Below are 3,289 nucleotides of genomic sequence, written 5' to 3'. Positions count from 1 at the left end.
GCCCCGGCCCGCCCCGGCTTCCCGCCGCACCCGGCTCCCGCCGCCGCGCCGGACGGCGGCGACCGGCGCGGCGGTCCCGGGGCCGCCGACGGATCCGGGCGAGACGGTGCGGTCCGGCGCCCCCCGGGGGTCCCCGCCTCCGGCGTGCCCCGGGCCGACGGCGGCCCGCACGGTGAGCCCGGAGCCTTCATGGGGGCCGGACGGGCGTTTCCGCGCCCCGACACCGGCACCCGCACCACCGCTTTCACGGGCACGGCCCCGGGCGGTGCCGTGCCCGCGTGGTCCGGCCCCGCCGGTCCGGCCGGCGGCGGGGACACCCGGGGAACGGCGGCCCGCACCGCGTCCGGCGTGGTGCCCGACCCCGCGCTGGCCTGGAACGTCTTCACGCTGCCGGGCGAGGGGTACAGCGAGCGGCAGCGGCCCCGGAAGGGCGGAATACGGACGCGGGCCGCCATGGCGGCGATCTGCGTCGTGCTGGGGCTCGGACTCATCGGCGGCGCCGTGACCGGGAGCTGGCTCGCCGGAGAGCCGTCCGGGACCGGCGGAACGAGCGGCTTCGCCGCCGCCGGCACCCTGTGGCACAGCGTCCCCGTGGACCAGCTCTTCCCGCCCACCGTGAAGGGCCGCGGTGCCGGCCCCGGCGGAGCCGACCGCACCTGGACCCGGATCGCGGTCGCCCCCGACAGCGGCTGCGAGAACGCCTTCGACCCGCCGCTGCACAAGGTCCTCGACCCCGTCGGCTGCGCCCGGCTGCTGCGCGCCACCTACACCGACGCCACCCAGAGCTACGTCACCACGGTCGGCCTGCTCTTCACCGAGGCCGACGCCCCCGCCATGCGCTCCCTCGCCGTCCGCTTCAAGAACGAGCGACTCGCCCGTCGCACCGATCTCATGCCCCGCCCGTACGCGGCCAAGGGGACCGCCGCCGAGGCCTTCGGCGACGAGCAGCGGGCGTCCTGGACCATCTCCGTGCTGACCGAGGCCCCCGTGATCGTCTACGCCGTCTCCGGCTGGGCCGACGGCAGGACGGTCGACGCCCCGCAGCCCGCCGCCGAGGCGATGGAGGCCGGCGCCACCACGGCCCCCGCCCAGGCCGGCCTCGGACACGAGGCCCAGGGCCTGGCCGACCGCATCGGACGGGGGTTGCGCAGAACCGTCAAGTCGGCCACGGAGAAGCCCTCGTGAAAACCGTCGCGACCTCCCGTACCCCGGCGTCCCGCACGGCCCGCAGAGCCGGCACCCTGAGCGTGCTCCTCGCCGCCTGCCTCGCTCTCGTCCCGCCCACGGCCGCCCACGCCGACGGCATCCGCGCCCAGCAGTGGGGCCTGGACGCCCTGCGCACCGAGGAGGTCTGGCGCACCACCAAGGGCAAGGGCGTCACCGTCGCCGTCCTGGACACCGGTGTCGACGCCGACCACCCCGACCTCGCCGACAACGTCCTGCCCGGCAGGGACCTGGTCGGCTTCGGGGCACGGCCCGGCGACCGCACCTGGGCCCGCCACGGCACCGCCATGGCCGGCATCATCGCCGGTCACGGCCACGGCCCCGGCAACGCCGACGGGGTCATGGGCGTCGCCCCGGAGGCGAAGATCCTGCCCGTCCGCGTGATCCTCGAGGACGGCGACCCCGCCCGTGCCAAGGCCCGCACCACCCGCGGCAACGCGCTGGCCGACGGCATCCGCTGGGCCGCCGACCAGGGCGCCGACGTCATCAACCTCTCCCTCGGCGACGACTCGGCCTCCGCCCACCCCGAGCCCGCCGAGGACGAGGCCGTCCAGTACGCGCTGAGCAAGGGCTCCGTGGTCGTGGCCTCGGCCGGCAACGGCGGGGAGAAGGGCGACAACATCTCCTACCCGGCCGCCTACCCGGGCGTGATCGCCGTGACCGCCGTGGACCGCTACGGCACCCGCGCCTCCTTCTCCACCCGCCGCTGGTACGCCACGGTCAGCGCGCCCGGCGTGGACGTCGTCATAGCCGACCCCGACCGCAGGTACTACGAGGGCTGGGGCACGAGCGCCGCCGCCGCCTTCGTCTCCGGTGCCGTCGCCCTCATCAGGGCCGTCCACCCGGACCTCACCCCCGCCCAGATCAAGAAACTCCTGCAGGACACCGCCCGCAACGCCCCCGTCGGCGGCCGCGACGACTCCCGGGGCTTCGGTCTGGTCGACCCCGCCGCCGCCATCAAGGCCGCCGACCGGCTCGAACGGCAGGACCTGCGGGCGGCCTCCCACACCGGCAAGTACTTCGGCCCCGGCCCCGAGCCGGCCGCCCCGGACGGCGGCGCCTCCGACTGGGCCGGCCCCCTCGTCGGCAGCGTCGGGGGAGTGCTGCTGGTCGTGGCGGCCGTCCTGTGGCGCGGGCGCCGCCGGGACGAGGACGGCGGCTTCGGGTCCCACGGCCCCGGCGGCTTCCGGTTCCAGTCCTCCGGCGGATTCCCGTCCCGCGAGGACTTCTAGGCACCTCCCGGCCCGCGGGGCCCTTCAGGCGCGCAGCGGCCTCCAGCCCCGCGGCGACGCGTTCCCGCGGAGCACCGACACCGCCTCCCGTGCCACCGCCTCGACCAGGGCGATGCCCTGCTCCTTCGTCGCGTGGCCGTGCGAGAGCACGGCCACCAGGCAGTCACGGCCGCCGGACGTCACCCGGCCGATGCTGTTGACGATCCACAGCCCGGTCGTACTGCGCGGCAGCCAGCCGTTCTTCAGGGCCCACGCGGAGCCGTCGGCCGCGGCCGACACCCCCCAGTCCTGGCCCGCGACGATCCGGCCCATCAGCTCCTGGACGCACCTTCGCGAGGCCTCGTCCAGCTCCCCTTCCCCGCCGAACACCTGCCGCAGCAGGACGAGCCGGTCGACGGCCGTGGTCCGGGTCAGACCCCACAGGGTGCCCTCGCCGCCGCGGGTGCTCGTGAGCCCGAACCGCTCGTTCGCCGCGTCCAGCCCGTCCGCCCCGCCGATGCTCTGCCACAGCGCCGAGGCCGCGTCGTTGTCACTGTGCTCGATCATGGCGGCGGCGTGTGCCCGTTCCCGCGCCGTCGGCCGCCGCCCCGCGTCCTGGGCCCGAAGCAGCAGTGCCGCCAGGATGTCGACCTTGACGATGCTCGCCGTCTCGTGCACGCCGTCGCCGTACACGAAGCCCTCCCCGGAGCCGAGACCGCACACCGCCGCCGACACCACCGCGGACCCCGCCGCCGGTTCTGCTTCCACCGCCGCCTCCCGGAGAACGCCGGACACCCTGCCGATAGGGTCGGGGACCGTGGCCAAGAAGAACATCCCCCCGTCCCCCTTCGCCG

General features: G+C 76.3%; 3 protein-coding genes. 2 read left to right on the top strand and 1 reads right to left on the bottom strand.

The window, feature by feature from the left end; translation table 11 throughout:
* The first annotated feature begins 453 nt into the window (after positions 1 to 453).
* Positions 454 to 1,185, top strand: a complete 732-nt coding sequence (locus CCN35_RS20595; RefSeq protein WP_245863304.1) for a hypothetical protein — start codon at positions 454 to 456, stop codon at positions 1,183 to 1,185.
* Positions 1,182 to 2,456, top strand: a complete 1,275-nt coding sequence (mycP, locus tag CCN35_RS20590; protein WP_107470431.1) for a type VII secretion-associated serine protease mycosin — start codon at positions 1,182 to 1,184, stop codon at positions 2,454 to 2,456. The genes CCN35_RS20595 and mycP overlap by 4 nt, the downstream gene beginning before the upstream one ends.
* 24 nt (positions 2,457 to 2,480) lie before the next feature.
* Here mycP and CCN35_RS20585 read toward each other — a convergent pair whose 3' ends face one another.
* Positions 2,481 to 3,269 (bottom strand): serine hydrolase, encoded by a 789-nt coding sequence (locus CCN35_RS20585; protein WP_067394974.1) that lies wholly within the window; start codon positions 3,267 to 3,269, stop codon positions 2,481 to 2,483.
* Positions 3,270 to 3,289: the final 20 nt, after the last annotated feature.

The sequence above is a fragment of the Streptomyces thermovulgaris genome, from assembly GCF_002155915.1.
GTDB lineage: Bacteria > Actinomycetota > Actinomycetes > Streptomycetales > Streptomycetaceae > Streptomyces > Streptomyces thermovulgaris.
The sequence above is the reverse complement of the archived record's forward strand: the minus strand, read 5'-3'. Positions and strand labels throughout refer to the sequence as shown.

Excerpts from the sequence above, each read along its gene's own strand:
- CCN35_RS20595 (WP_245863304.1), top strand. The coding sequence starts at position 454 with ATGGCGGCGATCTGCGTCGTGCTGGGGCTCGGACTCATCGGCGGCGCC.
- CCN35_RS20585 (WP_067394974.1), bottom strand. The coding sequence starts at position 3,269 with ATGTTCTTCTTGGCCACGGTCCCCGACCCTATCGGCAGGGTGTCCGGC.